Genomic DNA, 24,984 nt, shown 5'->3' on the forward strand with positions numbered 1-24,984 from the left:
ATGAAGCGAGGTTTTGTGTGCTGAAAGAGTTTAAGACCCTTTTACCCATGGTCAAGAAATATCGGTGGTGGTATGTTGCCGGACTTATCAGCCTTATCGTTACCGATGCCGGAGAGCTGTTGATTCCCCAGATGATAAAACGGGCCACGAATATCATTGCATCGGGAGGGTTTCTTCCGGCTGCGATTGCGACCCCGGTACTTATCATGATTGCCCTGGCGGCAATCGTCGCCCTCTCCCGTTTCGGCTGGCGCTTTTTTCTTCATGGCGCTAGCAGACGCATCGAGCGGGACCTGCGAGGCAAGCTCTTTGCTCACCTGCTTACCCTCTCCCCATCATTCTACGGCACCATGAAGACCGGAGATATCATGGCAAGGGCGACAAACGATATGAATGCAATCCGCATGGCGACAGGGATGGCACTGGTTGCTTTCATGGACGGACTGTTCCTTACCCTTGCGATCCTCATCATCCTCTTTACGACTAATCCGGCTCTGGCCGCCGTAACGATTATCCCCCTTCCCCTGATCACCATCATCATCCTTGCCTTCGGTAGTGTCATAGGGCAACGATTCAAGGCCGTGCAGGAAGGGTTCAGCCGACTGAGCGAACATGTCCAGGAGACGCTTTCCGGTGTCCGGGTGTTAAAATCCTTCGTCCGGGAATCCTGGGCGCAGGAACGATTCGTCGATGCAAGCGATGCCTATATGCAAAAAAATATGCAGTTGGTAAAGCTTTGGGGCTTTTTCTTTCCCCTTATCATGTTCATTTCGGGACTCACCTCCCTGCTTTTGATGCGATTCGGCGGAGTAGCCGTTATGCTCGGTTCTTTCACACCTGGTGATTTTGTTGCCTTCCTTACCTACCTTTCGATGCTCCAGTGGCCCGTCATCGGTATGGGAATGACCGTAAACATGATCCAGCGGGGGGCGGCAAGCCTGGGCAGGATAAACATGATCCTCAACGAAAAACCGGACATCGTATCCCCCCCCAGGGGGCGCACGCACATCGCTCACACCGGTATCGAAATCAAGAAACTCAGCTTTTCCTATCCTGATTCGGAGATCAAGGCCCTGGATCAAGTCGATCTTATGCTTGAAGAAGGAAAAACCCTCGGCATCCTCGGAAGGACGGGAAGCGGAAAAAGTACTCTGGTCCGCATATTGCCGAGGCTTCTCGATCCCCCCTCCGGAACGGTTTTTCTCGGCGGTGTCGATATTCGGGAGTATGATCTTGAAACCTTAAGGAACGCGATAGCCCTTGTTCCCCAGGATACCTTTCTTTTCAGCGCATCGGTGCGGGAGAATATAAGCTTTGCGCGGCCGGATGCCGACGAAAGTGAGATCATGGATGCCGCACGAATCAGCACCATAGACCGGGAAATAGAGAAATTTCCTAAAGGATGGGAAACAGAGGTGGGGGAACGGGGCCTTTCCGTATCCGGAGGACAAAAGCAGCGGATAGCAATCAGCAGGGCCATACTCCCGGACCCACCAATACTGATCTTCGATGATTCCCTTTCGGCAGTCGATACGGAAACGGAGGAGAAGATACTCAACGCCTTTCTGGAGCACCGCAAGGGGAAAAGTAATATTCTGGTGAGCCACAGGGTTTCGACCCTTCAGTGGGCCGATTATATCGTGGTATTCGATCGGGGACGAATTATCCAGCAAGGAAGTCATACGCAGCTGCTCGCGGCAGAGGGCCTCTATCGCAATATCTATCTGCTGCAACAGGAAGGGAGCCTCTGATGGAAGAAGAAAAGATCGTAAAGGGATATGACCCGGTCATCATGCGAAGATTGCTCGGATTTGTTGCTCCCTATAAAAAATTGGTCACCATCGCCCTTCTGGCAATGATTCTGGCAACCCTTGCGGAACTTTTGGGCCCGGTGATTCTTCAAAAGTCTATCGACCAGGATATTGTAAACCGATACCACCGCATCTCTCTTTCGAAGATGGACGATGCTCTGGCTGAGCGGCTTTTCGCTCCGCCGGTCCTTCCCCAATTTTTTCGGAAAAGTGATCCTCCTCTTTTCGGTGATAATCGCTTTATCACTTCATCGATGCTGGAAAGGCTCTCTGCCGAAGAACGGAAAAAATTGTTCGATGCGAACATTGTCGATACCAGAGAATGGTACCTTTCCGGTAAGTTGGACAACGCAGAAAAGGTGGTATCCTCACTACCGGCCGAAGCCGAAGCAATACTTCAAGATGGCTGGATCGCCATGCCGGCATCATCCCTGAAAAAGATAGACAAGGAGAACCTCGATCTCCTCCGTGCCAACGACCAAAAGAGCCTCTCCCACAAGACCGGCGTGTATTTTATTTTTCTCATCGCCATGCTGCTGTTTTCCTTTTTGCAGGTCTACCTCATGGCCTATACCGGCCAGGGCGTGATGAGTGGACTTCGGGAGAAGCTTTACAATCATGTGATGAGTCAGAACCTCGGCTATCTCGGCAATGTACCGGTGGGCATTCTCGTCACGCGGGTCACCAACGACGTCGAAACCATCAACGAGCTCTTTACATCGGTGGCAACGGGATTACTCAGAGACTTTGCCACCATGGGAGGCGTCATCTTCATCCTCTTCTATCTCGATCCGCATCTCGCCCTTATCACCACTGCAAGCCTTCCTCCGGTGGTGATTCTTGCCATCATCTTCAGAAATCGTGCAAGAGATGCCTACAGAAGGGTGAGGATCTGGACCAGTAAGGTCAACGCCTTTTTGTCGGAGCATATTTCCGGCATGGATGTGGTACAGGCCTTCCACCGGGAAAAAAGGAGTCAGGAGAACTTTCAAAAGATAAACGGACAATTGCTTTCTGCAAATCTCGCGGAAATGTATGTTTTTGCCACCTTTCGTCCGTTGATCAGCCTTCTTACATCCATCTCCATAGGGACCGTTCTCTATTTCGGTGCTTCCATGGTCCTTAATTCGGCAGTAAGCCTCGGTGTCATGATTGCCTTCGTTAATTTGATGCAGATGTTTTACCGACCGGTCATGGACTTTACCGAAAATTTTACGATTCTCCAGTCCGCCATGGCCGGAGGAGAGCGAATTTTCAATCTTCTCGACCGAAGTGAAATAATCCCGGACAATGGCGACAGGGGGCTCCCCGATCCAGTACAAGGGAAGATAGAATTTAGCCACGTCAATTTCGGCTACACAAACGACGAACAAGTCATTCGCGATCTCTCGTTTACCATCGAACCAGGAGAAACCGTCGCCATCGTCGGCTACACGGGGGCCGGGAAGACGACCATCGCAAATCTTCTGACAAGGCTCTGGGATATTGAGAGCGGTACCGTTCTTTTGGACGGTATCGATATCTCCCGGATATCCCTATCGGAGTTGCGGTCTACCGTCGTCCCGGTCCAGCAGGATGTTTTTCTTTTTGCCGCTTCGATACGGGAAAACATCACCCTTGGCAGGGATATCCCCGAACAAAGCATCAAAGCGGCAGCGGAAACGGTTCAAAGTGCCCCATTCATAGAGGCTCTTCCCAGGGGCTACGATACGGTGCTCAGCGAACGGGGGGCCAATCTTTCCACAGGGCAGAGGCAGTTACTTGCTTTCACGAGGGTTGTGGCCCAGAACCCCCGGGTCATTATCCTCGACGAGGCGACGGGAAGCATCGATACAGAAACGGAAAAGCTGATTCAAAAGGCGCTGGAACGGCTTACGCAGGGGAGGACGTCCATTGTGATAGCCCACCGCCTTTCAACAATTCAGCACGCCGACCGTATCATGGTCCTTTCAGGTGGACGCCTGGTGGAAATGGGAAATCATGCCGCTCTTTTAGCAAAGGACGGTATCTATGCGAACCTGTACCGCCTTCAGTATAAAGACGCCGTTCAGGAATGATTTCACGTCCCGAAATCCGACTTTCGGTAGAGGGCTTGGGAAAAATGTGATACAAATAGCCATTCGACAGAGAAAAGGAGGCACGTTTCATGAAAAAGGTTCGAGTCCTGCTTTCGGAGACCTATGACCCATGGTTCAACCTTGCAACGGAGGATTGGATTTTCAGAGAAATGGATCCGAAGAGTGATACTCTTTTTCTTTGGAGAAACGATAACACCGTTGTCATCGGTCGTTACCAGAACCCCTGGGACGAGTGTAATCTCAAGGCGATGGAACGGGACAATGTAAAACTTGCCCGCAGACAAAGCGGTGGAGGAGCCGTCTATCACGATTTGGGAAACACCAACTTTACCTTTCTTTCCGGCAGAAAAGATTACGATAAAGAGGCAAACAGCAAGATCATCATCAATGCACTCCGTCGCTTCGGCATCCACGCGGAAACATCGGGCAGAAACGACATCCTGGTCGAAGGGAAAAAGATATCGGGAAGCGCCTACAAACTCACTTCGGACCGTGCCTTTCACCACGGGACCCTGTTGATCGACGCGGCCCTTACAAAAATAGCCGACTATCTTACTCCGGAAAAGAAAAAGCTGCTTAGCAAAGGAATCTCTTCGGTACAATCCAGGGTCGCAAATCTTTCGGAATTTGCCCCCGATATCAGCCATGAAGCACTTTGCGATGCAATCATCGAAAGTTTCTTTGAGGCAAAGGGGACTCGATGCGATATAGAAATCCTCGACCATGAAACATTAAAACGCATCCCCCATCTGTCGAGCTATTTTCAGCAGCTTTCGGCCTGGGAATGGAGATTTGGAAAGACCCCTGAATTTACCTACCGCCTAAAAGAGCGATTTGAATGGGGATCGATCGACCTCCACATAGATACAAAGGGGGGGCTCATCAGGGAAGTAAGCATTTTTTCCGACTGTCTTAAGCCGGACATGGTCGAAAAACTTATCGAAACCCTTCCCGGCGTGCGCTACGATTCGATCGAGATTGCGGAAAGGGTTTCTTCTCTTATGGACGAGTTGCCTTCCGCTCATCAAGAACTGGAAGATGTTGCCCGATGGCTTGAGCAGGCAATAGGAGATGCGTAGGATGCTGGACGATATGCGCCTAACAGGGTAGCTTTACAGTATCGTAGGGAGTCTTTCGATGATAAGAAAACGCGTCTTGTATGCCGAGGATGAGTTTATCAACAGAAAATTAATCGAAATACGTCTTCGCAAAGAAGGGATTGCATGCGACCTGGCTGAAAACGGCAGGCAGGCCCTCGACCTCTTCCGCAGTCGCAGTTATGATCTGGTGATCCTCGATAATTATATGCCGGAGCTTAATGGTGCGGACGTCGCGCGATCGATTCGATCGGAAAACACGACTATTCCCATCATTGCAATCACCAGCGACGATGAAGAAATTCCCACCCTTAAAAATGCCGGATGTAATGAAATTTTTATCAAACCGCTGTATGGACCGGCCTATATGCAGCGTATTCTCAAACATTTACAGGATTAACCAATGAAAACAACGACAAAAATCGTGACGATCAGCCTGCTCTTTTGTGTGCTCCTTGCATCCTGCCAGAGCACGGCAAAATCCCAGGCGGATACCAAAGAGCCCGAAGATCGGTCTCAACCACAAAGCGAAAATCAGGCACAAGAGCCGCAGGCAAACGACGAAAACATGCTGGTCGTCTCACTCTCTCCGCCGAAGATCAACCTTGACCCGCTCCATACCTTTACCAGTACCGAGGCACAAATTTATACGGCCATCTACGAGGGGCTGGTTACCTATCACCCCTTTACCCTCGAGCCGATGCCGGCGGTTGCCGAATACTGGGAGATCTCTTCCGACAGAAAAACCTATCGTTTTCACATACGGGAAAGCGCCCGATATTGGAACGGCGACCAGGTGGAGCCCGAACATTTTAGGGACACCTGGCTGGTCCTGATTAATCCTGCAAATCCCGGCGAATATGGTTCCCTGCTCGATATCATAAAGGGCGCAAGAGATTATCGTCTCGGCCTAAACGATGATCCAACTTCGGTAGGTATTACCGTTCCCGAGCCAGGGATCCTCCAAGTCGAATTGGAAAAACCGGCACCTCATTTCCTCAAGATTCTCTGCCACCACAGTTTTTCCCCCCTGCACCCGAAGATGCTTGAGGTTAAAGACTGGAGCAACATGACAACGGTTCTGGGTAACGGCCCCTTTACCATTGTGGAGTCGAACGATACGGAAATGGTGCTAAAAAAGAACCAGCTCTACTGGGATAGTAACGCCGTTCACCTCGATGGAATAAAAATCGTCTATAGCGACGACGGGAAATGGGCGGCGAGATCAATCGACAACGGGACACTACACTGGGCAGAAGGTAATGTCGATTTCGACGTGCTTGAAAATAAAGAGGCCATGATCCTCAATCCGGTCTTCTCGACAACCTACTTTTTCTTTTCTTCATCTCCCAGTCAAAGCGAAAGCTATAACAATCCTCAGCTGCGTAGGGCCCTAGGCCTTCTGGTTCCCTGGGATGAAGTAAGGAATACTCAATATATGTATCTTCCCACCGACACCCTGGTACCTCAGATATCAAGCTACCCCACCGTTCACGGTATAACCGCCACGGATTCCGAAACAGCGATGAAGCTTCTCGACGAGGCGGGATTTTCCGACGGTAAAGGGCTTCCGGAAATCAAATTCTTAATTCCTGAAGGAACGGAAGCGCAGCGCATCGCCGACTTGATGGCCGAAGCCTGGAGGAAGGCCCTCGGCGTGAAGGTGACGATTGAGAGCGCCGGTTTTGGTGACTATTATGAGAGGATCAAGAATGAAGATTTTACCCTCGGTGTCCTGACATGGGTGGGAGATTTCGCAGATCCCCTCTCTTTTCTTCAGATGTGGACCAGCGACGCCGCCCTGAATGTCGGGAAATACCATAACGACCGATACGATGCAATGGTATCAGAAGCCGCTACGGAAGAAAACGAAATCGAACGCTATAAAGAGATGGCAACGGCGGAACAGCTACTGCTTGATGATGCTACGGTATTGCCTATCAAACATGCCCCCGCGTTTAATATTATCGATCTTGATCGCGTAAGGGGATGGTTCCCCAATCCCCTTGATATCCATCCGTTCAAGTATCTTGAATTCGAACAGTTCATTCTTCCGGACGGGGCTGTTTAGGCCGAGTGAGCCGTCCGTACAGCCATGCAAGCTCCCGGGCCCGGCCGGCGACCCAGTCGTTGGCCACTCCGGGGGTCATGCGCCAACTCCAGTTTCCTCCGATCGTCGACGGAAGATTCATTCTGGCATCGGTATTCAAAACCAGGAAATCCTGCATGGGAATGATTGCATACTTCGCCACCGAAGCATAGGCGGTCCTGATCAGGTCCCAGACAACATCGTCGTCCGGACGGGCCAAATAACGCCGGACTAAATCCCGTTCCGTATCGCTGATGGAACGATACCAGCCGAGGGTTGTATCGTTGTCGTGGGTACCGGTATACACTACGCAGTTTTTATCATAGGTATGAGGCAGAAATCCGTTTGTCGCGGTAAGATTTCCGTCGCGGTCGTGCTCAAAGGCAAACTGCAGAACCTTCATGCCGGGAAATGCGTAACGATCCCGAAGCCTGACCACCTCCGGAGTAATGACGCCAAGGTCCTCCGCAAGGATGGGGATGGGGCCGAGACGCTTTATTACCGCATCGAAGAGCTCTTTCCCCGGAGCCTTGACCCATTTGCCTTTGACAGCGGTCTTCTCCTTGACAGGGATCTTCCAGTAGGCTTCAAAGCCCCGGAAATGGTCGATGCGAATGATGTCGACCACATCGAGCATCGCCTTAATACGGTGAATCCACCAGGAGAAGCCCTCTTTTCTCATGGCATCCCAATCATAGAGGGGATTTCCCCATCGCTGTCCCGTAGGAGAGAAATAGTCCGGCGGGACTCCTGCAACATGAGTAGGCATAGCTTTTTCATCGGTTAAGAAAAGGTGACGTTCGGCCCAGATATCCGAACTGTCGGGGCTTACAAAGATGGGAATATCCCCGATAATGGAAATTTCCCGCTCGTTGGCATAAGCCTTGAGCTCCTGCCACTGTTCATAGAAGAAAAACTGAAGAACCATGTGTTCTTCGATCTCTCGCTGATGTTCGGCAGAAAAGGCCTCCAATGCCTCACTATCCCTGAGAGCAAGGGCCTTATCCCAGTAGACATTCCAGCTTGCATCCTCTGCTCCCTCTTCCTCGGCTTTTGCATCGTAGAATTCCTTGATGGTTGTAAAAAGGGCAAAATCATTGAGCCATGAGACCTTCTCTTCGCAAAATTTGCCGAATGCTTCCAAACGACTTGCATTGCCGCTGTCGAGAAAACGGCCAGCCGCATGACGGAGCAGGGGCTCCTTCCAGGAACGTACCCGTGCATAATCCACGGTGCATATGGGAAAATCGGGAATATGCTCCACCATCCGAGCCGGAAGATCACCCTGCTCAAGAAGGCGATCGATGCTGATCAGCAAAGGGTTGCCGGCAAATGTCGAAAGGCACTGGTACGGCGACTCCCCATAACCGGTAGGCCCCAGGGGAAGAACCTGCCAAAGAGTGATACCAGCCCGTTCCAGAAAATCGATAAAACGATATGCTTCACCGCCCAAATCTCCGATTCCATAAGAGCCCGGTAAAGAAACCGGGTGAAAAAGAACTCCCGCTCTTCGTTCCCCAACCATAAAACACCCTCCATAGAAGGCAGTATAATCAATCGGCCCCTTTGACGAAATGGGTACTTTTCGATAGTATGCTATATATGGAAGCTGATAATTCTATCCTGGATACCCCTGCATTCAAGGTTAACCAGCACGTGGTATACCCACTTCAAGGAGTGGGCATCATAACCGATATTCAAGAACGGGTACTGAAAGGGAAAAAGACCCTTTATTATGTCATCTACCTGGAACTTTCGGACATGACCGTGATGATCCCGACCGATAAGACCGAAGAGCGGGGCATTCGTGCAATTGTACCGAAGGAAGAGGCAGAAAAGGCACTTCAACTCATAAGTGAAGAGTATGAACCCGTTACCGCAGATTGGAAAATGCGATATCAGATGAATCTTGATCTTTTGCGAAGCGGAAGCATCAACGACATTGCCACTGTGGTTCGCGCACTCTATCATCGAAGTAAGGTAAAAGAACTTCCGATACAGGAACGAAAGCTCTACGACGATGCGATGAAGATCCTTATTGATGAGGTAACCTGCTCTCTCGGCAAGAAAAAAAGCGATGTAGAGGAGCTCATCTTCGAACGGTTGGAGAGTGAGTGAAATCGGAGGTCCTTCCCGCGGCACTTTTGCTTACCGCCGCGGGAAGCAGTTCCCGATTTCTTGCCTCGAGCGCTCAAAAACAAAAAAAAGAGTATGCGGATATTGCCGGAGTTCCAGTCCTTCTGCATGCTCTTGAACCCTTTCTTCGAATTTCAACAGTCAGAAACATCGTCATTACCTGTCCTCCGGGAGATGAAGAAGTAGTTACCCACCTATTGAAGGATTGGGCCCTTGCCCCGCTTCTTGAAAACCGCTTTCCGTTCTTGGTTTCCGGAGGTTCCAGCAGACAAGCCTCGGTACTTGCAGGATTAGAGGCCCTCGAAGGAAGCGGTGCCGCTATCGTCTTGATCCACGACGGTGCAAGACCCTGGATAACGAAAGAAGTCATTGAACGAGTGATGCACGGAGTCGAAGGACATGGCGCAGCAATTCCAGTATCTCCTTCCACCAGCGCCATGAAAATGGTAGATGGGACAGGAAACATCCTTTGCCACCTGCCCCGCAGCCAAACGGTAGAGGCTCAGACTCCCCAAGGCTTCCGCTTTCCGGAAATTCTCACCGCCCATCGAAAGGTCTTCGGCGACGGAAAACTCTATATCGACGATGCCGAGGTCTATGACAAGGTCATCGGGCCGGTTTTTACCGTCGACGGGGACCCAAATAACCGAAAAATAACCTACAGGAGCGACCTATCATGAGCAACGTGCGAATTGGTCAAGGCTGGGATCTTCATCGCCTTGCATCCGGCCGACGCCTTATCATCGGAGGTGTGGAGATTCCCTCACCCAAGGGAGAAGTCGGGCATAGCGATGGCGACGTCCTCATTCACGCCCTTATCGATGCCCTGCTCGGAGCCGCCGCCCTCGGAGACATCGGCACCCACTTTCCTCCTTCCGACGATCGCTGGAAAGATGCCGACAGTGGCGATCTTCTTCTGAGGAGCCTTAAGCTGGTCAGGGAAGCTGGCTTTCGTCCGGTAAATGTCGACTCCACCGTGGTTCTTCAGGAAATCAGGCTTTCCGGCTATCGGGAGGCAATACGGAATAAGCTGGCACAATTGCTCGAGCTTTCCGCCGAACAGGTGTCGGTAAAAGCAAAAACAAAGGAGGGGGTTGATGCAACCGGCCATGGCGAAGCCATCGAGGCAATGGTGGTGGTACTCCTTGGTGAAGACGATCCCTCTGTCTGGTTATGAACTCGGCTGAACATCTTTCCATCGAGCGTTACGGAGGATGGAACCTCCTCATTGAGAACCTTCGCAAGGCCACGGGACGTGCACCGGTCCCCTCGGTTACGGCGGTTGCCGACGAGGTAAGGGATCCCTACCGTGTTCTTGTTAGTACCATTATCAGCCTGCGTACAAAGGATGCGGTAACCCTTGAGTCTTCCAGACGGCTTTTCCAGGAAGCACCGGACCTCGGAGCCCTGGCAGCCATGGAAACGGAACAGATAGCAAAGCTGATTTATCCCGCTGGTTTTTACCGGGTAAAGGCCGCACAGTTGAAGACCATTGCGACGAAACTGAAAGAGACTGGGGTTCCGGCAGAACGCGACCGCTTACTTGCACTTCCCGGGGTCGGCAGAAAAACGGCCAACCTTGTCCTCGGCCTTGCCTTCGGTATTCCTGCAATATGTGTGGATGTCCATGTTCACCGCATTTCCAACAGGTTGGGATTGGTTACCACCACAACTCCTGAAAAAAGTGAACTGGCCCTCGAGGCTATCTTGCCCCGCCGGTACTGGATTGAGATCAATACCCTATTTGTGGCCTTCGGCCAAACACTTTGTAAACCGGTCAGTCCGCTTTGCTCGCGTTGCCCTCTTGCGGACGCCTGCCCAAAAAATGGAGTTGAACGCAGTAGATAACGGGAAATCACGCTAAAATAACATTCTTTTTTTACACGTTTCTATTTATAGTAACTTGACAGAAAAAGAAGGCTCTTTTAAGATGTGACTATGGAAAAGAAAAGCCTTATAACAGTATCGATACAGAACAATTGGTGGGCCTGGCAGCTGTAGCCGGGTCCCGAGACGAGATATTCGCGGACCCTTCTTATGGGTTCGCGGTTTTTTTGTAAAAGACCGCCAAGAGGCGGTCTTTTTTTATGGTCTTCAACAGGAGAAAGCATGAAAAGAAAACAGAAAGAACAGGACAAGGAAAAGCATTTGATTAAGATGATCCCAGGCGCCGGCAGAGCGCCCCATCAGCTGGCGCGTCTGCTCAACGCCAAGGTTCTACTTGAATCAGCCTCCTTCGAAGATGGAAAGGCTCGCTATTCCATGATCATGGTGGACGAAGCCTTCCGCCTCGTTCAGCGTAAAGATCAAATCTATTTCAAATGCCCGGAGGACCGAAGAGAGCTTCGTTACGATGTACAGGGAGATATTCTCGATGCGCTAAACGAGATTGCCAACCGATACGCCCCGCCCCATCAGGACTTTCCCTTTCCCGCCGGCGGAATCGGGTATGTAAGTTATGAGTTCTCGGCCAAGTGCGACACCATACACTTTATCGATAGGGAAGACCCTCTCGATATGCCGGAAGCCCTCTTCCTTTTTGGTCACCGTTTTGTCATCGTCGACCACCGCACAAGTTTGCTCTACCTGATCGGAATTAACTACCGGGAACATCGCATCGACCTGGAACCTTCAATGGCCGAACTTGAGCAGATCCTTGCTGAACAGACAGGCCTGCAGGAAACGCCTGGGGAAACAATGTCGGTAAAACATGGCACAGTGGTCTCCGGGCGTTCGAAAGAAGAGCGGGAATGGTATCTCAAGGGTGTTCAAAAGGTGAGGGAAGAGATTATTGCAGGGAACCTGCTCCAGGGAGTCTTATCGAGAAGGATTGTTTTCGAAAGCGACATGGCGGCCATCGATGCCTATGCTCGGTTGCGGGCAGGTGACCCATCCCCTTATCATTTTTACTTCGATTTCGGCGACTGCGAGCTTTTCGGAGCATCCCCGGAGGTGCACGTTTCGGTCAAGGAAGGAACGGCATCCATGAAACCTATTGCAGGGACAAAACGGCGGGGGGAAAGCCGGGAGAAGGATATTGAGGCGGAGATTGCGCTTCGGGAAGATCCGAAGGAGAAAGCCGAACACCTTATGCTGGTCGATCTTGCCCGAAACGATCTCGGAAGGGTGTGCAAACCGGGGACAGTGAAGGTGGACGACTTTATGAGCATAGAACGCTTTTCCCAGGTGATGCACATCGTCTCCAGGGTATCGGGAAAACTTGCCTCCGGCAAAGAGGGAATAGATGCACTGAGAGCGACCTTTCCTGCAGGTACCGTTAGCGGGGCACCTAAAATCAAGGCCATCGAGATCATCGATGCCATCGAATCTCACAGGAGGGGCTTCTATTCAGGCGTTGTCGGCTACCTGGAACCCGGTGGGAACCTCGATACCTGCATCACCATCAGATCTGCCCTGAAGAAAGAGGGGAGATTCATCCTACAGGCCGGAGCCGGACTTGTGTACGACTCCATACCTGAAAACGAATACGATGAAACCGAAGCAAAACTTTCGGCCCTTGCACAGGCCGTCGGTCTGGAGGCAGAAGCATGATTGTATTGATCGATAACTACGATTCCTTTACCTACAACCTTTTCCAGATGATCAGCGAATTGAGCAGCGAAGAGGTAACGGTGCTGCGTAACGACGAAACAGACATCAAAAGTATCGAAGCGTTGGCTCCTTCAAAAATCGTCATCAGCCCCGGGCCAGGCCGTCCGGAAGAGGCTGGAATTACCCTGGAAGTAATCCGTCATTTTGCAGGAAGACTTCCCTTTCTCGGAATCTGTCTCGGTCACCAGGCAATTGCGGCCGCCTTTGGTGCCAAAATCGTCGGAGCAAAGCATATCTGCCACGGTAAGGCAGAATACATGGATCTCGACGGCCGGGGGCTCTTTCGCTCCGTCCCGTCACCTTCTACCTTTACCAGATATCATTCTCTTGCCGTAGATGAGGCGACCCTTCCCAATTGTTTCGAGGTCTCGGCACGCAGCAGCGACGGAGAGATCATGGGAATACGCCACAAGGAACATATGATCGAAGGGGTACAATTCCATCCAGAATCGGTAGGATCGGCAGAAGGCAGAAGGATTCTTGGAAATTTTCTCCACTATCACCGTGAATCATTCTCACCCAAGGCCTACATATCCAGGATGCTCATTGGCGAAGACCTAAGCAGAAGTGAAGCCGAAAATATCATGGAAGACCTGACCAACGGAAACATGACGCCAAGTCAGATTGCAGGTTTTTTGGTGGCCATGAACGCCAAGGGGATTACGCCGGAAGAGATAGCGGGATGCGCTGCCGTACTCCAGCGCAAACGTACGCCCCTTGTAGCGGAGGGCAATCTCCTGGACACCTGCGGAACCGGCGGGGACGAAATCGGCACCTTCAACATCAGCAGTTTCGCGGCCCTGGCCGCGGCCGCATGCGGGGCAAAGGTGGCAAAGCACGGGAACAGAGCGGTTTCAAGCCGCAGCGGAAGCGCCGACTTTTATCAGGCTCTCGGCATACGAACGGGTTTGAAACCTGCAGGAGCGGCAAAAGTACTGGAAGAGACCGGCTTCTCCTTTCTTTTCGCCCCGACCTACCACAGCGCCATGCGTTTTGCAGCAACACCGAGACGGGAACTCGGTATAAAAACCATCATGAATCTCTTAGGTCCCCTGGTAAACCCCGCGGCGGCTCAGTATCAGATCATCGGGGTCTTCGATGAGGCCTATTGCGAGCCCATGGCACAGGCGGCGCATATGCTCGGGATCAAACGAGTAATGGTAGTGTACGGAACCGACGGGCAGGATGAAATTTCCGTATGTTCCCCATCCAGAATCGTTATGATGGAGGAAGACGGCACCATGGCTACAAGCACCTTCGATCCCAAAGAGCTTGGAATCGGTCCCCATCCATTGAAGGAGCTTATCGGAGGAGATGGGCAGGAAAACGGCAAACTTGCCAGAGAGATCCTCGAAGGAAAAGGGCGGACAGCCATACGGGATGCGGTTGCAGTAAACGGTGGCGCAGCCCTGACGGTCTACGGTATAAGTAAATCGATCAGGGAAGGGACCGAGATGGTTATGAAAGCCCTCAGCGACGGCTCTGTAAAGCGACAGCTGGAGGCGGTTATTGCAAGCAGCGCCAGGATCGCAATGAAAGAGGAGCGGGGCGATGTCGCCTGAGACAGTCGGTACAAAGCTTCCCGATATTCTCGAGCGGATCGTTGCAAGGCGCAGGGAGCGTCTTACAGCAGAAGGAAGACTTCTCTCGGCCCAGGCGCCTCCATGGGGAAACGACAAGGCCCCTGCCCCTTTGCCTTTTCTTCCCCAGGGGGGACTCATCTGTGAAGTAAAGCGGAAAAGCCCGAGCAGGGGCCACATAGCCGAGATCACGGATCCGGTCGCTCTGGCAAAGCGATACCGGCAACTGGGAGCCTCGGCAATATCCGTACTCACCGAGGAAGACCACTTTGGAGGCTCTCTCAACGATCTGGCAAGGATTAAAGACAAGCTTCCCGCTCTGCCGCTTTTGCGCAAAGATTTTCTCTTCGATGGTGAAGATGTAGTGGTAAGCAGGCGTTTTGGGGCGGATGCAGTGCTTCTCATCACTCGGATTCTCGAACAAAGCGCCGCCCAAGAAATAGTCTCCGCCGCCCAAGAACTGGGAATGGCGGTACTTGCCGAGGCCCACAGCAGGAAAGATATCGAGAGGCTCAGATGCTTCGCACCAAGGCTCATCGGCATCAACAGCAGGGACCTGGCAAGTTTTCGGATCGACCCCTTCGGCCCCGCCGCCCTTGCCGATGCCATCCAGTGGCCCACCGTTCTTGTATGGGAATCCGGGATTCTCGGCACCGAAGAGGCGAAGATCGCAGCAGGATGCGGCTTTGCCGCGGCCCTTGTCGGAGAGGGGGCGGTCACCGCCCCGGAAAGAATTCCCGACATCATTACAGCACTCTCTGCAGCGGACCAGAAAAACGGCACTCCCTTTTTTTGGAAAGCCCTGGCCGTTAAGCAAGCGGCCCTGCAAGATGCAGCCCAAAATGGAAAGAGGCCGGAGAGAGCTCGCCCTTTGGTGAAGCTCTGCGGCATTACCCGTATGGAAGATGCGCAAAAGGCGGCCGAGGCCGGAGCAGACATTCTCGGATTCATTCTCGCTCCATCCAAACGCAAAGCAGAGGCCGATTTCATTCGATCGGTAGCTTCTGCGGCACAGGATAGACCGGAATCCCCCCTTGGCAGAGCACTACGGGTGGCGGTCATTGTAGAAAAGAAAGAGGGGATAGAGGCTCAAGAGCAGATTGCTCAAGCCAGAAAGCTGCTGGCAGAGGGAGCTGTCCACGGAGTTCAGCTTCACGGTGATAGTTCCCCCGAGCGTTGCGTCGCCACTGCATTCCCCTATTTCAAGGCGCTGCGCCCCTCCTCGGTTGCCGGGGCAAAACAGCTGGCTGCAACGCCGAAAGAGGGAGGGTATCGCTGCCCAAGGATACTTGTCGATGCCTTTTCACTAGAGGCCTATGGGGGAACGGGAAAAACGGTGGACCCTGATATCGTGCGGGCCGTCATCGAGCACTCGGGCAGGCCTCTCTGGCTTGCCGGGGGTATCACTCCGGAAAATGTGGAAGCCATTGTGACACGCTATAAGCCGGAGCTTATCGACATAGCTTCGGGCGTGGAAGAGAGACCAGGAATCAAGGACCACCATCGTATCGAACAGCTTTTCGAAGCAATACAAAGGAGCTGCATATCATGAATAGAGAGGATTCGAAGAAGTCAGGATACTTCGGCCGCTTTGGAGGGGCATATGTTGCCGAAGTATTGAGACCGGCCCTCCTGGAGCTTGAGGTAGCCTTTGACAAGGCTATGAAGGATCAGAGTTTCCTCGCAGAACTTGATAGGATTGGGAAAGAGTATATCGGCCGTCCGACCCCCCTGCTCCATGCCCGAAACGCCAGTCGGGCCATCGGCGGGGCCGAAATGTACATCAAACTTGAGGGTTTAGCCAACACCGGAGCCCATAAGATCAACAACGCCATGGGACAGGCCATGCTTGCAAAGAGAATGGGCAAGACACGTATCATCGCCGAAACAGGGGCGGGCCAACATGGTCTTGCCACTGCGGCTGCCTGTGCACGCCTCGGTCTGGAATGTGTCATTTATATGGGGGAGAAAGACCATAGGCGCCAGCATCCCAATGTCATGTACATGGAGTTTTTCGGCGCCATGGTTATCCCCGTAAAGGGCGGTTCCGGAACCCTCAAAGATGCGGTAAACGAGGCCCTTCGGGATTGGGCCGGAAGTTTTTCAAACACCCACTACCTTATCGGGTCGGCGCTGGGTCCTGCCCCGTTTCCGGCAATTGTGAAAGAATTTCAGTCCGTCATTGGAAGGGAAACCGAACAGCAACTCTCGGAGGCCGGGGTAAAAGCAGACCTTCTGGTTGCGTGTGTCGGGGGCGGAAGCAATTCCGTCGGCTTCTTCTCTCCCTGGATAGATGAGCCGACTTCGAATGAGCACCTAAAAACCAGGCTATTGGGAGCAGAAGCAGGAGGAAAGGGCAGGGCCCCAGGGGAGCACGCGGCGCGTATGGACGGCTCAGGAAAGGAAGGAATCTTTCAAGGCTACAAGAGCCTCTTTCTCCTAGACGAAGACGGCCAGGTCTACGGTACTCACTCCATCAGCGCCGGTCTCGATTATCCGGGCATCGGCCCACGCCTTGCCTGGGAGCATGAACAGGGCAGGATCGAGTTTACGAGGGTAAGCGACGAACAAGCCCTAAAGGCCCTGCGTTTCTTTGCAAAGACCGAGGGCACCCTCTTTGCTCTGGAATCCGCCCATGCCGGGTACGCGGCCATGCAAGAGGCAAAACGCCTCGGCCCGGGAAAGGTCATCGTTATCAATATGTCGGGACGAGGTGATAAAGACCTTTTCATCACCGCGGCAAACGAAAAACCGAAAGAATGGGCGGAGTTCCTCCGCCGTGAAGCGGAGGCCTTATCATGAAGAAAACGAATAGCAGGAACAGCAGCCATAGCCGTCCTCTCTTGATGGCGCATCTTATCGCCGGCTACCCCGACCTCGCTACAAGCCTCGAGATAGCGAAAGCCCTTGTCGAAGGGGGTGCCCAAATGCTCGAGCTGCAGATGCCCTCCTCCGATCCTGCTGCCGACGGGCCTGCCATCCAGGCAGCCTGCTCCCAGGCCCTCGACCGAGGGCTTCGCCTTGATCAGGGGTTTGAGCTTGCCAAACGTATTGTCGAGGCAACCAAGGTGCCTCTTTACATCATGGCATACGCCTGTCAGATATACGCCCGAGGCATCAAGCGCTTTGTCGATGATAGCGGTAAAGCAGGAGCAGCCGGAATCATCGCTCCGGACCTTCCAGTGGGAGAAGATGAAGGACTTTACGCGGCCTGTGCGCAAAGCGGTTTGGATTGTGTACCGGTCATCCCGATCACCACACCTCAAAAGCGGGTAGAGGAGATTATGGCCACCGCCGGACCAGCCCGCTGGGCCTATACGGCTCTCAGAGCGGGAATCACCGGTTCGCAAACGGAACTTACCACAAAGGCAATGGCACTACTCGAAGATATTCGGCAACGGGGAACCAAGACCATTGCAGGCTTTGGTATCTCAAGTAGCGGCCAGATAGAGCTCCTTGCAGGCCACAGCGATGCGGTGGTAGCAGGAACCTTCTTCGTTCAAGCCGTTGCAGGGGCTCAATCGACGGGAGAGGCCCCGGCAGCCGCAGTTCGAAAAGCTGCGGAGAGGCTTTTGAGCTGACATAATCCAGGGCAGGTCCCGGTTCCTTTTTGCACAACCGCACACCGACACCTGACTGATAGAGATAGAAAAAGCCCGCTCTTCCGACTGGAAAAGCGGGCTTTTATTGCATTTTTAGAGAAGATTTATACTTACTCTGCAATGAGAAGCGTCTTTGGATCAAGACTAAGTTGAAGATCCTTAACACCAATCTCGTCATGATTTTTCACCACTTCCAGGTGCACATACTCACCCTCATAGCGGAGATTTATCAGAACATCGATGGCATTAAGATATGGTTCCACCTCGACAGGAATACCCTGTGCATTGAATTTCGGCTGTTCACCTTTAAGACTTGCGGAGTACCATACCTCAATCTGCATCTCTTTTGCAAAAGCAGAAACCTTCTGAAACCGTTCCAAGGAACCATGTTCAAAATCATAGCCGTCAACAATGATGGAGTCGGCAGGGAAATGACCTTCGGTGATCATTGCCTTAATGCTTCCAAGGATCTGTTCGGTCGTTGTTCCCGCAAAACTGAAATTCATGATGACACGATTTTTGATGATCTCGTCATGTATGCGCTGAACCTCTTCCAGGTCACGCTTCTTTGCAATTTCGCGAAAAATGTCTTCGTACCAATTAATGATGTGATCTACGTTTCCCGCAAAAGAAACATGTAGGACGCGTCGGTCTCGAAGCAGTTTATCCACGGCAATATGGGTCAGACACGCAGTCTTGCCCACACCCTTCTTGCTGGCGACAACACCAATGTTGCCCTTGCCCACTCCGCCTTGAATCGATTTCTCGAACACTCGGAGGGGACTACGGTCGATAAGTTCTTTCTTCACCATATGAATAACTTCTCCTTATTCCTGATTATACTACGACAACCGGCAGATCGCGAGGCCGGACTATTTTCCGGCCTCTTTTTTCCGCTTTTCCTCGTACGCCTTAATCAGTTCGTCGGAGATACTCTGAGGAACCTTTCCGTATTTGAGGAATTCCATGGTAAACTCGGCCTTACCCTGGGTCAAAGAACGAAGGGTCGTCGAATACCCGAACATCTCACTTAAGGGGACTTCGGCTTCAACCTGACAGAAAAGGCCCTCCTCTACAGAAGCAACAATCATACCGCGACGCTGGTTGATACTGGCGAAGATATTCCCCTGAAATTCGGTGGGTCCCTCCACACTGACCTTCATGATCGGCTCCATGATAACCGGCTTTGCCTTGTGGTATACCTCACGGAAAGCACCGATGGCCGCAGCCTGGAAGGCCATATCGGAAGAGTCGACGGAATGGCTCTGACCATCGTTTATCGTTACCCGAACTCCTACGACAGGGAAACCGATGAGGCTTCCTTTGGTCAATGCGGACTTGAATCCCTTATCAACGGCAGGAATGTACTCGGTCGGAATGGATCCACCCTTGATTTCGTTGACAAACTCGTAGTTACCCTCTGCCAAGGGTTCGACAAAACCTGCAACACGACCGTACTGACCGGAACCACCGGTCTGCTTTTTGTGCGTATAGTTGAAATCGGCCCGCTGGCTGATTGTCTCACGATAAGCGACCTGGGGCATACCAGTCTCAACTTCGGCACCATACTCACGCTTCATTCGTTCGATATAGACATCGAGGTGAAGCTCTCCCATTCCCTTGATGATGGTCTGATTGGATTCGGGATCAACATAGGTTTGGAAGGTAGGATCTTCCTTGGTAAATCGGTTGAGGGCCTTTGCCATGTTGTCGGCGGCTTTTTTATCTTTTGGCGTAATGGCGAGGCTGATAACAGGCTCAGGAACGAACATACTGGTCATAGACCAGTTATTGCCGTCCCCGGTAAAGGTATCACCGCTGGCACAATCGATACCGAAAAGAGCGGCAATCTCACCGGAATGAGCATCGTTAATATCTTCCATATGATCGGCATGCATCTTAATCAGACGACCAACCTTGAACTTCTTTCGGCTTCGGATATTGTAAAGCTCGTCACCCTTCTTGATGCTTCCCTGGTAGATACGGATATAGGTAAGCTGACCGTACTGACCGTCCTCAAGCTTGAATGCAAGAGCAACGGTAGGCAGATCATCCCCCGCTTTCAAAAGGATTTCAGCCTCATCATGGTCAAGATCAAGAGCGATGTTGTTTACCTCGGTGGGATTCGGCAGGTAGGCAAGTACCGCATTGAGCAGGGGCTGTACACCCTTGTTCTTATAGGCCGATCCCATAAACACGGGAGTGAGCTCGAGGCTAAGGGTTCCCCTTCTGATTGCATCCCGAATCAGCTCTTCGGTTACCTTCTCTTCCATGATCGCTTCCATCAGATCATCGCTGAACATGGAAACCGCATCGAGCATCTCTTCCCGCTTCTCCTCGGCCTCGGCCTTCAGTTCGTCGGGAATATCCCGTTCGACCATATCATCCCCGGAAGGGCCTTCGAAGTAGAGAGCCTTCATGGTCACAAGGTCCACAACTCCCTCGAGCTTGTCTTCCAGTCCGATGGGAATCTGCATCAAAACGGCGTTGTGGCCAAGCTTTTCAACAAGCTGTTTTTTTACCTTGTAGGGATTTGCACCGGTACGGTCGCACTTATTGATAAAGGCGATCCGAGGAACATTGTAACGCTTCATCTGGCGGTCAACGGTGATGGACTGAGACTGGACACCTCCGACGGAGCAGAGTACCAAAATAGCCCCGTCAAGCACCCGCAGGGCCCGTTCTACCTCAATAGTGAAGTCTACGTGTCCCGGAGTATCGATAATGTTGATCGGATGGCCTTTCCATTCAACATGCGTAGCCGCAGACGCAATGGTAATTCCCCGTTCTCGTTCGAGCTCCATGGAGTCCATGGTCGCTCCGACACCATCCTTTCCGCGTACCTCGTGGATTGCGTGTATTCGCTTGCAGTAGTAGAGGATACGTTCGGTCAGGGTGGTCTTTCCGGAATCGATATGCGCACTGATACCGATATTCCTCATCTTGGTGATGTCATAGCTCATAGTTCTTCAACCCTCTCCCTATAATATCGAGTTAGCCCCAACCTTTTGGTTGAAGACTGTCATTTCACATGATACAATTACTGTCAGTGGTCTCTGCGGTTTTTCTCAGTCCGCTCAGGGACGGTAGTGTAGCTGAAATATCCATTATGTTCAATCCCGCCGGGCACTTAACGTGAAGGGTTCTCATAGATTTCTTACAATATAGAGATGCATTACATTGGAACAAGCGGTTATTCATACTCAGACTGGATCGGACCCTTCTATCCCAAAGGGATAAAATCCGGCGACTTTCTTTCCTGGTATGCCCGATTCTTTTCCTTTACCGAGATCAACTTCACCTACTATCGAATGCCGGAGGAAAACATCTTTGCCTCGATGCTTGCTTCGGTCCCGAAAGGCTTTCTCTTTAGTGTAAAGGCCCATGCATCGCTGACTCATCAAAGGACGAAAGAGTGGAAAGATCATTGCAAACAATTTCAAACGGCCCTCGCCCCCCTGGTACAAGCCGATGCCCTTGCCGGAGTATTGCTCCAGTTCCCTTTTAGCTTCCACTACACTCCTGAAAATCGTATTTATCTCGATGCTCTCCTGGGAGAACTATACACCACTCCCTGTTTTGTCGAGTTTCGCAATACCGACTGGCAGATCGAAAGGGTCTTTGAGGGGCTCAAACGGCGCAACTGCGGGCTGGTCGTTACCGACGCCCCACAGTTACGTGGGACTCCCCGATATTGCCCGGAAATCACTAACCAAGATGCTTATTTTCGCTTTCATGGACGAAATAGTGTAACATGGTGGACAGGAGACAACGCCACCCGGTATGATTATCGCTATTCGGAAAAAGAACTTTTCCTGCTTGCGGAGGGGGTATTGGCGGCAGAAAAAAAGGCTCGAAACGTTTTTACCGCCTTCAACAACCATAAAGATGGGCAGGCACCTGACAATGCCGAAAAGTTTCAGGAGATACTACATGGAACATCCCAGGGAAAAAAGAGCGAACCGGTCCCGTAAGCTTATCGAACATATTTCCAGCTGCTCCGGTTACGATCGGCTTGTCTATTACACGTTCTCGGGAAAAGAGAAAGAAATCCTTTACCGTGAATGCTGGAGAGGAAGCAGTGCATTTCCCGAGGCAATCCGAGTCGATCCAGAGCTGTACGATTTTCTGAAGGAAAGCGGACGGTCGGTGGTTGCAAACAGCAGAGAAGAAACGCCGCTGCCCGGACTTTTCCTTGACGAAACAGCCGAAAGTGTCCTGGCCGTACCCGTTCCGGAGGCTGGGAAAGAGGGGCCGAAGGGGATATTTTTCCTGTTTTCGCCGGCACCGTACGCCTTTTCCGGTGCTATGATCCAAACTGTTGAGAAGCTGATATCCCGTATGCTGCCGTTGGAGGAAGAACCATGAACACCCTGTTCTCATTTTTGCAGGAGATCCCTATGTGGCTGCTTGTTATAGATGCAAGTGTCGCCGCCATACTCCTATTGATGATTATTGTTACCTTGATCACGTTCCTTCGGTTGAGGAAGGCGATCCGGCAGGCTGTCGAAAGTTGGCATCGTTATCGCGAGAAGCGCCCCTGCAGACTCCCTGCGGCCGTGTTGGAACTTTTCGGCAGAACATTGGAAAAACGAAGCATGGAAAGCGGTGTCAACCTTTTTCTGATATTCGGTTTGGAGGACCGAATGATCGGACGTATTTCCGCAGAAAGAAAACGAAAAGGCCTCCGCAAACGGATTTCCCGTACTGATATTCGACGAACGCTCGCCTTTCTTCCGGACCAGGCGCTTTTTCCCATATTTCTTTTGGCTCAGAAGAGACGGAAGGTTGCCCTTGAGCTGGAAAGTTGGCTGGAAGGCGCCGGAGAACTTTTTGTCCTGAGAAGGCTTGCCATTAGCTCAGGCGGCACCGACTTTGACGGAAAGCAAGCCTTACGGCTATTGGAATCACATACGGAGGAGATATGGGCCCTTGCCGAGGACCCTGATTATCGGGCTCGCTTATTTGCACTGCGAATAGCAGCCGCCGGTGACCAGGAACAGGATCGATCGGTCGTTCACAAGGCCTTCTCCGATGAGCATCCGGAGATACGTATTGCGGCAATTAGGCTCTACAGTCCGGAGGAGGAAAAACGGGACGCTTTCTACAAACATCTCATAGAGGTAATGAAAGAAGACCCCAACCACCAGGTAAGAATCACGGCGGCAGGACGTCTCTACAAAGAGTTTCCCGATGCAAAGCTTCCGGAAGCAGAGACACTGAACACCATAGAAGCGATCAGGATTGCCGAACTGCTCAATCCCGGCAGAAGCGAAGATCAAAATCTCGCTTTCAAATTTCTTCTCTCGGATGACCCGGAGCTTTCCCTGATCGCGGCACGATTTCTCGATGCTTGCGGTGCATTTTCCCGACTCTTTATGGCCGTTGATTCAGGAGATGAGGACGGGATGCGACGTATCGAAAAGCTGCTTCGAAAAGGGGCCATATCCCACTGCTTCGGGTATCTCAATGTGCTGTTCCAGCAAACCCCAATATCTCCCGCTTCGCTTTTGCTCGCTTCAAGGCTGCTTTTACGGGAGGGAGCACGGCCTCTTATAGGTGCCCTCCTCAAACGGTTTTCCGCCCTTCCAAAAGAAAAACAGCAAAGCTCTGAGGGACGGGAAATACTGCTGAACACCCTGGAAGCGGCAACAAAGCGGGGGGATGAGGAAGCAATGAAGATGGCGGCACACATGCTCCTCACTCATCCCTACGATGAAGCGCTGCAGCGAACAATTATCGAAAATATATCCCGCTCCTATGCGGATCTTTTTATTGAAGCGCTGTTGGAACTTTTGAAAAATCCGGATTATCACGAAGAAGAGTTGTTAATCTCGAAGATTGCCGAACTCCCTGCCGATATTTCGGTTCACGCCCTTCTCGATCTGGTACGGTCGCCGGGAAAGGCCCCACTTATCGGTCGAAAACGGGCGATAAGGGTCCTTCTTAGGAAGGGAGAAAGGGCGGGAATACAAGGGATTCTCGAAGAAATGTCGCTTATGGAACTTGATGAAGCGGCAGAGTGCGCCGGGTGGCTTGAACAGTTTATACCCACCGGTCTCGAAGAACGACTGGCCGCTATTTTTGCGGGCAATGACGGCCCCTTGCGGGCGAGGATGATCTCGGCGATTCCAAGCTCGCTTATCAAGCGCTTTAACGAGGCAATCACAGAGGCTTTGGACGACCCCGATCCGGAGGTACGGAAAGCCGCTGCCATCGCTCTTTTCGATCAGAAAAAGAAAAAGGTGATGGCCCTTTTACACGACCCCGTCCCCCAGGTCAGGGAAACGGTTGCGGCCCTGGCAGGGAGGACAATCACAAGCCTTGAAGAGCTGAAAGAGCTTGTTATGGATCCCAACGAAGTGTCATCGGTCAAACAGGCTGCCCTCAAGGGGATTGCATCGGCGGGGGGTAAAGAGGCTGCCGACTTTTTACTTGCTGTTTTGGAAAAAGAGCTTGAGATTGAGGAAGAAATCATCGATGCGGCCGCAGGATTCGACAAAGGGAGCGAATTCGAACCCTTTGTACGACGTTTGGAAACAGCTCCCGATGACCTACGAGAAAAGATTCTGAAGATGCTAATCGCTTCCGGTGAACGGGGAGAAGCCGCTTTACTTTCCCTTCTTGAAGAACCGGTTCCCCTCCGTGACAGTGCGGCGGCAGCCCTCGAGGCGGCAGGAACCGTGGAACGAACCATGCGCCGACTCTCCGCACGAAACCCGGATATCCGGCTCGAAGCGGCACAGTTGCTTTCCAGAATAGGAACAAACGGGGCATACCGAGGCATCGTTCTCGCGGTCAAGGATCCATCCGAAAAGGTCAGGGTCGAAGCGACGAAGGCGCTCCAGGCATTGAAAGATCAACGAGGTCTAACCATCCTCGAACATCTCACCCGTGATCCTGTTCCACGAGTTCGCAGATATGCAAGGTGGGCGAAAGAACGTCTCAAAGCGGAGGCTCTGAATTAGACGCAATGAAG

Annotated in this window: 20 protein-coding genes; 17 read left to right on the forward strand and 3 right to left on the reverse strand. The window is 52.0% G+C overall.

Annotation, left to right across the window (positions count from 1 at the left end; all coding sequences use genetic code 11):
* Positions 1–17 precede the first annotated feature (17 nt).
* From F459_RS0110185 to F459_RS0110205, 5 genes are all read left to right on the forward strand, one after another.
* Positions 18–1,751 carry an ABC transporter ATP-binding protein gene (locus tag F459_RS0110185; RefSeq protein ID WP_154651665.1) on the forward strand — a complete coding sequence of 578 codons (1,734 nt, stop codon included), beginning with the start codon at positions 18–20 and terminating at the stop codon, positions 1,749–1,751.
* Positions 1,751–3,868 (forward strand): ABC transporter ATP-binding protein, encoded by a 2,118-nt coding sequence (locus tag F459_RS0110190; RefSeq protein ID WP_020612625.1) that lies wholly within the window; start codon positions 1,751–1,753, stop codon positions 3,866–3,868. Before F459_RS0110185 ends, F459_RS0110190 begins: the two co-directional genes overlap by 1 nt.
* Positions 3,869–3,957: 89 nt before the next feature.
* Positions 3,958–4,968 (forward strand): lipoate--protein ligase, encoded by a 1,011-nt coding sequence (locus tag F459_RS0110195; RefSeq protein WP_020612626.1) that lies wholly within the window; start codon positions 3,958–3,960, stop codon positions 4,966–4,968.
* 58 nt (positions 4,969–5,026) lie between these two features.
* Positions 5,027–5,386, forward strand: a complete 360-nt coding sequence (locus tag F459_RS0110200) for a response regulator (protein WP_020612627.1) — start codon at positions 5,027–5,029, stop codon at positions 5,384–5,386.
* Positions 5,387–5,389: 3 nt separating this feature from the next.
* Positions 5,390–7,057: a peptide ABC transporter substrate-binding protein gene (locus F459_RS0110205; RefSeq protein ID WP_020612628.1), complete on the forward strand. Its 1,668-nt coding sequence runs from the start codon at positions 5,390–5,392 to the stop codon at positions 7,055–7,057.
* On the opposite strand, the gene malQ is transcribed toward F459_RS0110205, so the two are convergent.
* Positions 7,032–8,600: a 4-alpha-glucanotransferase gene (malQ, locus tag F459_RS0110210; protein ID WP_020612629.1), complete on the reverse strand. Its 1,569-nt coding sequence runs from the start codon at positions 8,598–8,600 to the stop codon at positions 7,032–7,034. The two genes, F459_RS0110205 and malQ, sit on opposite strands and share 26 nt — an antisense overlap.
* Before the next feature lie 77 nt (positions 8,601–8,677).
* Between malQ and F459_RS0110215 the strand changes: the two genes are divergently transcribed.
* The 9 genes from F459_RS0110215 (at position 8,678) to trpA (ending at position 17,984) form a co-directional block, all read left to right on the forward strand.
* Positions 8,678–9,193 (forward strand): CarD family transcriptional regulator, encoded by a 516-nt coding sequence (locus F459_RS0110215; RefSeq protein ID WP_020612630.1) that lies wholly within the window; start codon positions 8,678–8,680, stop codon positions 9,191–9,193.
* The gene (locus F459_RS0110220) at positions 9,190–9,891 is read left to right on the forward strand and encodes an IspD/TarI family cytidylyltransferase (protein ID WP_020612631.1); all 702 of its coding nucleotides are present in this window, start codon (positions 9,190–9,192) and stop codon (positions 9,889–9,891) included. The genes F459_RS0110215 and F459_RS0110220 overlap by 4 nt, the downstream gene beginning before the upstream one ends.
* Positions 9,888–10,388 carry a 2-C-methyl-D-erythritol 2,4-cyclodiphosphate synthase gene (gene ispF, locus F459_RS0110225; RefSeq protein WP_020612632.1) on the forward strand — a complete coding sequence of 167 codons (501 nt, stop codon included), beginning with the start codon at positions 9,888–9,890 and terminating at the stop codon, positions 10,386–10,388. Before F459_RS0110220 ends, ispF begins: the two co-directional genes overlap by 4 nt.
* On the forward strand, positions 10,385–11,059 hold the full coding sequence (locus F459_RS0110230) for an endonuclease III domain-containing protein (protein WP_020612633.1): 675 nt from the start codon (positions 10,385–10,387) through the stop codon (positions 11,057–11,059). The genes ispF and F459_RS0110230 overlap by 4 nt, the downstream gene beginning before the upstream one ends.
* Before the next feature lie 261 nt (positions 11,060–11,320).
* Positions 11,321–12,763, forward strand: coding sequence for an anthranilate synthase component I (locus F459_RS0110235; protein WP_020612634.1), 1,443 nt, complete (start codon positions 11,321–11,323; stop codon positions 12,761–12,763).
* Positions 12,760–14,385 (forward strand): bifunctional anthranilate synthase component II/anthranilate phosphoribosyltransferase, encoded by a 1,626-nt coding sequence (locus F459_RS0110240; RefSeq protein WP_020612635.1) that lies wholly within the window; start codon positions 12,760–12,762, stop codon positions 14,383–14,385. Before F459_RS0110235 ends, F459_RS0110240 begins: the two co-directional genes overlap by 4 nt.
* A complete protein-coding gene (trpF, locus tag F459_RS0110245) occupies positions 14,375–15,955 on the forward strand; it encodes a phosphoribosylanthranilate isomerase (protein WP_020612636.1) in 1,581 nt (526 codons plus the stop codon). Before F459_RS0110240 ends, trpF begins: the two co-directional genes overlap by 11 nt.
* Positions 15,952–17,205 (forward strand): tryptophan synthase subunit beta, encoded by a 1,254-nt coding sequence (trpB, locus tag F459_RS0110250; protein WP_020612637.1) that lies wholly within the window; start codon positions 15,952–15,954, stop codon positions 17,203–17,205. Before trpF ends, trpB begins: the two co-directional genes overlap by 4 nt.
* Positions 17,202–17,984 (forward strand): tryptophan synthase subunit alpha, encoded by a 783-nt coding sequence (trpA, locus tag F459_RS0110255; RefSeq protein WP_020612638.1) that lies wholly within the window; start codon positions 17,202–17,204, stop codon positions 17,982–17,984. Before trpB ends, trpA begins: the two co-directional genes overlap by 4 nt.
* A 131-nt stretch (positions 17,985–18,115) precedes the next feature.
* On the opposite strand, the gene F459_RS0110260 is transcribed toward trpA, so the two are convergent.
* Together F459_RS0110260 and fusA are read right to left on the reverse strand one after the other, a co-directional pair.
* Positions 18,116–18,817 carry a hypothetical protein gene (locus F459_RS0110260; protein ID WP_020612639.1) on the reverse strand — a complete coding sequence of 234 codons (702 nt, stop codon included), beginning with the start codon at positions 18,815–18,817 and terminating at the stop codon, positions 18,116–18,118.
* A gap of 60 nt (positions 18,818–18,877) precedes the next feature.
* Positions 18,878–20,968, reverse strand: a complete 2,091-nt coding sequence (gene fusA / locus F459_RS0110265; RefSeq protein ID WP_020612640.1) for an elongation factor G — start codon at positions 20,966–20,968, stop codon at positions 18,878–18,880.
* Between the two features lie 207 nt (positions 20,969–21,175).
* On the opposite strand from fusA, the gene F459_RS0110270 reads away from it, so the two are divergent.
* From F459_RS0110270 to F459_RS0110280, 3 genes are read left to right on the forward strand one after another with little or no spacing between them, the layout of a single operon-like run.
* Positions 21,176–21,979, forward strand: a complete 804-nt coding sequence (locus F459_RS0110270; protein ID WP_020612641.1) for a DUF72 domain-containing protein — start codon at positions 21,176–21,178, stop codon at positions 21,977–21,979.
* Positions 21,939–22,373, forward strand: coding sequence for a GAF domain-containing protein (locus tag F459_RS0110275; RefSeq protein ID WP_020612642.1), 435 nt, complete (start codon positions 21,939–21,941; stop codon positions 22,371–22,373). Before F459_RS0110270 ends, F459_RS0110275 begins: the two co-directional genes overlap by 41 nt.
* On the forward strand, positions 22,370–24,973 hold the full coding sequence (locus tag F459_RS0110280) for a HEAT repeat domain-containing protein (protein ID WP_020612643.1): 2,604 nt from the start codon (positions 22,370–22,372) through the stop codon (positions 24,971–24,973). The genes F459_RS0110275 and F459_RS0110280 overlap by 4 nt, the downstream gene beginning before the upstream one ends.
* The last annotated feature ends 11 nt before the right edge of the window (positions 24,974–24,984 follow it).

The organism is Sediminispirochaeta bajacaliforniensis DSM 16054 (genome assembly GCF_000378205.1).
Classification (GTDB): domain Bacteria; phylum Spirochaetota; class Spirochaetia; order DSM-16054; family Sediminispirochaetaceae; genus Sediminispirochaeta; species Sediminispirochaeta bajacaliforniensis.